1 protein-coding gene is annotated in these 6015 nt (G+C 38.9%); it reads left to right on the top strand.

The genetic code is table 11. The annotated features are described in order from the left end of the window. Nucleotides 1-326 precede the first annotated feature (326 nt). On the top strand, nt 327-5927 hold the full coding sequence (locus tag BLQ56_RS23865) for a 5'-nucleotidase C-terminal domain-containing protein (protein ID WP_090853137.1): 5601 nt from the start codon (nt 327-329) through the stop codon (nt 5925-5927). Nucleotides 5928-6015: the final 88 nt, after the last annotated feature.

The following is a 6015-nucleotide window of genomic DNA, read 5'->3' as shown; positions in this document are numbered from 1 at the left end:
AGAAGCGTCTTATCGGACAAAATCGAAGCGAGGCCGAGGAGTATTGTCCAATAGAAGCGTCTTATCGGACAAAACCGAAGCGTGGATGAGTGGAATTGTCCAATAGAAGCCTCATATCGGACAAAACCGGTGCGTGGCGATTGAGTTATGTCTATTAGAAAAAACCTCTCTTACAAATCAGCGCACAGCACTGATCGTGATATAATTTTCTAGTAATTTTCCATATTTTCTAATAGTTTACATTATCTTAATAACCTATTAACAAACCTATGCTATCGTGATGGGTGCATGTAGTTTTTTGTCACATCATAAGGAGGAGGAGAAATATGCGTAAGCAAGCGTTGAGGAAGTATTTTGTATTTGCTCTTATTTTTTCGTTAGTCTTTCCAACTCTCTTAACTAATTTTGCCCCACAGGCAAGCGCTGAGAGTGCTGTATTGACGGTTGAACAAGCATTGGCTCAACCACAAGGAACAACCGTAACAATGAAGGGGTTTATTGTTGAACCATTTAATACACAACATGCAGTGAAAGTAGCAAGTAATGTCGGTGATGGGACAACCATTATCGTAAAGCTTGAAACGGCACATAAACCTACATTTAGTCCTGTCAATAATCCTGAGGCACTTAATAAAGAGATTATTGTGACAGGTAAAAGAGATGGTTATTCAGGATTAGAATCAATTGAATTTGTTTCATCCATCCAATTCGCTGAACCAACGTCTGGTGGAGAAGAACCAACACCAACAACACCAGCACCAGCAGAAGGAACGATCGCTGAAGCACGTACGAAGGTCGGACAAACGGTTACAGTTGAAGGTGTCGTTACTGCAGATAATTCAGCCATTGGTGGTGGGAAGTTATCTACATATATTCAAGATGAAACGGCTGGGATTAATGTGTTTGCCTTTGATGGGTCAACATTCCCAGAGTTGAAGGAAGGGCAGAAGGTTGAGGTAACTGGTAAAATTGAATCTTATAGAGGATTGTTGGAAATTATTCCAGCAACAGCGGATAAGGTTGTTATTTTATCAGAAGGAAATGCACTTCCGGCAGCTAGTGAGGTAACATTAGTAGATTTAAGTAATAATGAAAAAGCTGAAGCATTAGAAGGCCAGCTTGTAAAAGTAGAAGGATTTGCTCAAAGTGTTCCAAGTAGCCCTGCAGGTGGCGGCTATAATGTGAGTTTAGTAGATAATGAGTTTAATAGTACAACAGTTAGAATCATGGAAGGCACAAATGCAATTGGTGCAGTTGAAGAGGGGAAATGGTATTCAATCACTGCAATTGTAAGTCAATATGATTCATTTCAAGTATTGCCACGTAAAGCTTCAGATATTGCTCTATTAGCAGAACAACCGGGAGCACCATCAGCGGCTGGTGAGTATACATCAACAGTAGCAAGTGTAGTTGATGGTGATACAATTCACCTTGCAACACCTGTATTAGGTTCAACAAAGGTGCGTTACGTTAATATTGATACACCAGAAACATACCATAAAGCTGTGACTGAAGCGGATGCAAGTCAGTTAGAACATGGTAATTATGCAAAAGCATATTTAGCTGAGATTTTGAAGCCAGGCGATGAGGTTATTGTTAAAGTTGGGGAAGAAGCAACAGATACATATGGTCGCCTTTTAGCGCAAATTATTATTAAAAGCTCTGGTGTGAACACGAATTTAAAAATGGTTGAGGAAGGGTATGCAACGACCTATTTCATCTGGCCAGTTGGTGATCAAGCAGAGTATGAAATGTTCCAAGCTGCAGTAAAAGAAGCACATGCTCAAGGAAAAGGGATTTGGAATCCAGCTAATCCATTAGCAGAGCTTCCATTTGAATTCCGTGCAAGAGAGCAAGGAAAAGGGTTATTACGTTATGTAGGAAACTCTGAAACAATGAAATATGTGGCTCCTGAGGACTTTGCAGATGTGCCAGTTGAGGCACGTGTATTTTTTAGCAATGCGCAAGAAGCAGAGGATAATGGCTATACTTCAATCACTTCTGAAGAGCCAGCAACAGACAACTTATTGCTTCAATTGTTAAGCATTAATGATTTACATGGAAAAATTGATCAAACGTATAAAGAAGATGAAGGTACATTAGGACGTATGGATTATGTGGCTGCATATATTAATGAGCGTGCACAGGAAAATCCAAATACGTTGAAAGTTCATGCTGGTGATATTATCGGAGGAAGTTCTCCTGTATCAGCACTATTACAAGATGAACCTACTGTTGAAATCATGGAAGCAATCGGATTTGATGTAGGGGTTGTAGGAAACCATGAGTTTGATGAAGGGGTAAGTGAGTTATTGCGTATCATTGATGGTGGGGATCATCCAAATGGAACAGAAGGCTATGATGGTCAGAACTTCCCGATATTATGTGCTAACTGTGAATACAAGGATTCAGGTGATGATCTTTTAGATCCTTATTTTATCACTGAAGTGGATGGAGTAAAGGTTGGATTTGTAGGAGCTATTACACCTTCAACTGCAGGTAAAGTTATTCCAGAGGGAATTGAAGACATTACGTTTACAAATCCTACTACTGGTGTAAACAAAGCAGTTGCTGAGTTAAAAGCACAAGGTGTGAAATCAATCATTGTCCTTGGACATTTAACAGCAACTCAAGATGGTGACACAATTACTGGAGAAGCAGCAACATTAGCAAATGGTGTTGATGATGAGGTTGATATTATCCTTGCAGGTGATAACCACCAAATCGTTAATGGATATGTTGATAACAAATTAATCGTTCAGGCTTGGGAATATGGCAAAGCGATTGCTGATATCGATGTAGAAATTGACCGTGCAACAGGAGATATCGTCAAGGAAACAGCTGAAATCGTTTATGTTGATCAAAGCAAGATTGATCCAGATCCAGTTGTGGCTAGTATTCTAGCAAAATATGAAAATAGAGTGTCAGATATTCTAAATGAAGTTGTCGGAATCGCAGAAACTGACATTGAAGGCGGCTATTCAAATGCTGACGCGATTGGTGATAATGCTCTTGGAAACTTAATTGCAGACGGTATGCGTCATGCGATGAATTCTGACTTTGCGTTAATGAATGGTGGCGGAATTCGAGACAACTTAAACGCTGGTCCGATCACATGGAATGAATTATTTAATATTCAACCATTTAATAACGTATTAACAATGCTTGAAATTAAAGGTGCAGATTTATACGATATCGTACTTGCACAAATGTCTTCAAAATATGGTCCAGACTATAGTATTTCTGGGTTTAAGTATAAGTGGACAAGTTCACCACTTGCGGTTACTGAAATCACGTTACCAGATGGTACACCGATTGATGAAGAAGCAACATATACAATTACAGTGAATAACTTCATGGCAACTGCTACAGGAGCAAAGTATCGTCCAATCGGCGAGCTTGGAAAGAATCCTGTCATTGGATCTGAAGATTTAGAAGCAACTGTTAATTATGTAAAAAGCTTCGAAGGTCCAATTTCTTATAGTGTTGGCCGAATCTTCAACGAAAGTGCTGCAGAGCAACCAGGAATGATTGATGCACAAATTTTAAGCGTCAATGATTTACATGGAAAAATTGATGTTACTTCAAAAGCGACAATTGATGGAGTAGCAGGAGTACAAATCGGTAGAATTGATTATTTAGCAGCTTATTTACGTAAGCATGAGGCTGAAAATCCAGATCATACATTAATCGTTCACCCTGGTGATATGGTTGGTGGAAGTTCACCTGTTTCAAGTTTATATCAAGATGAGCCAACAATTGAAATCATGGAATCGATTGGATTTGATGTTGGAACCGTCGGAAACCATGAGTTCGATGAAGGTGTTGCTGAAATGCTGCGCTTAATCGGTGGCGGAGACCATCCAAATGGTACAGAGAATTATGATGGAATCAACTTCCCAATGGTTGCGGCCAATGTGGAATTTAAGGATTCAGGTGAACTTGTTTTACCTCCTTATACGATTCAAGAAATAAATGGTGCAAAGATTGGATTTATCGGAGTAGCTACAACTGAAACACCAGAAATGATTATTGCTACAGGTAATGAAAACTTAACGTTTACAGATGAAGCGGAAGCAATCAATAAGTATGTTCCAGAATTACAAAAGCAAGGGATCGAAGCAATCGTTGTTCTTGCACATGTCCCAGGAAATCAATCTGGAGATACTGTATCAGGTGAGATTGCAGATATCGCTTTAGCGGTAAATGATGCTGTCGATATGATCTTTGCTGCACATAACCATGTGAAAATTAATGCTGAGATTGATAACAAATTAGTTGTTCAAGCATGGGATTATGGGAAAGCATTTGCAGATGTTGATTTTACCATTGATCCGTTCACAGGTGAGATTGTTGAGAAATCAGCAGAAATTATTGATGTGGTACAAAGTGAAATTGAACCAGATCCAGCTGTAAGTGCGATTTTAACAAAATATCTAGATTTAGTAGGTCCTAAGTTAAATGAAGTCATCGGTGAAGCGGCAACTGCGATTGATGGTGGTTATGCTTCTAAAGGTGAAATCGGTGATAATGCACTTGGAAATCTAATTGCTGATGGAATGATTGCAGCAATGGATAGTGACTTTGCATTAATGAATGGTGGAGGAATTAGAGCAGACCTAGATCAAGGTGAGATTACTTGGAGTGAGCTCTTCAATATTCAACCATTTGGGAATACGTTAGTAAAAGTTGAAGTGACAGGTGCTGACTTAAGAGACATTCTGAACACTCAATTTAGTTCATATGGTCCTGATGTAAGTGTAGGTGGATTCAAATACACGTGGGATATTGAATTAGGTGAACACGGACAAGTAGTTGACTTATTCCATTTAGATGGTTCAAAAATCGATCCTAATGAAACGTTCACAGTAACGGTTAATAGCTATATGTATCCACATAGCACAGATACGTATCGTTTAAATGAACTAGGAGAAAATCCAGTTCAAGGAACAGATGATTTAGCAGCAACAGTAGCATTTATTAAAAGCTTCGAAGGACCAATCTCTTACTCGGCTGAAGGTCGTATTAGCCAAGTAACAGCTAGCACAGAGCCTGAAGAACCAGGTAGCGGCGGGGATGATGGGTCTGGAGAAGATAAAGAGCCTGGAAAAGGTGAAGACAAAGAACCAGGTAAAGATCCAGGTAAAGAAGAGGACAAAGATCCTAAAGATCCAAAAGAAGAGAAGGAACCTAAGAAGGTAAAAGCAATCAAAAAGGGGACTTCATATACGGTTGGATCAGATGTGATTGAAAGCTTGCAAGAGAACGCTTCTCTAGTGATTGAAGTTAGTGAATCGAAGAATGCTGCTGTCGAGATGACAAAAGAGCAAGTGAAGATGTTGAAAGACAAGAATATTAATGTAACAATCGCTTTAGGTGATGTGCAATTAATCGTGCCACCACTAAACTTACCAGATGGTAAAAGTGTGAATGTAATCATTAAAGAAATGAAAGCAAAAGGATCACTTGCTGTATTTGATTTTACAATCGAAGCAGATGGTGTAGCATATCATCAATTTAAAGAAGATATGACATTAGTGTTTAAGGTGGATCCAAAACAAGTTAAGAAACCAGAGGACGTAAAAGTTTACTATTATAACGAACAAACAAAGAAATGGGAGTTAATTGGTGGGACATATGCAGATGGAGTGATTACAGCTAAAACAAATCATTTCAGCACATATGGTGTGTTCGAGATAGCTGCAGCTACTGAGCAAGAAGACAAAGTAGTTACGCCAGCACCAGAACAAAAACCAACACCAGCTCCTGCAAAAGATGTAAAAGAGAAGGAAGAGAAGCCTAAGACAGGTGGAAAAACCTTACCTCAAACTGCGACAAATACGTATAACTTAGCGATCTTTGGCTTGTTATTATTAGCTTCAGGATTCGTAATCATGATGGTACGTAGAAGGAAAGTTCAAGGATAATAAAATTTTTAAGATGAAAGCATGAAATTTCACTAGTGGAATTTCGTGCTTTTTTTATTAGTAATCTTTTAGGAGTATGCGGGGAAAG

It is taken from the genome of Litchfieldia salsa, assembly GCF_900104555.1.
Taxonomy (GTDB): Bacteria; Bacillota; Bacilli; order Bacillales; family Bacillaceae_L; genus Litchfieldia; species Litchfieldia salsa.
The sequence above is the reverse complement of the archived record's forward strand: the minus strand, read 5'-3'. Positions and strand labels throughout refer to the sequence as shown.

What these genes read in the sequence shown, in the direction of transcription:
- BLQ56_RS23865 (WP_090853137.1), top strand. Translation starts at nt 327, where the DNA reads ATGCGTAAGCAAGCGTTGAGGAAGTATTTTGTATTTGCTCTTATTTTT.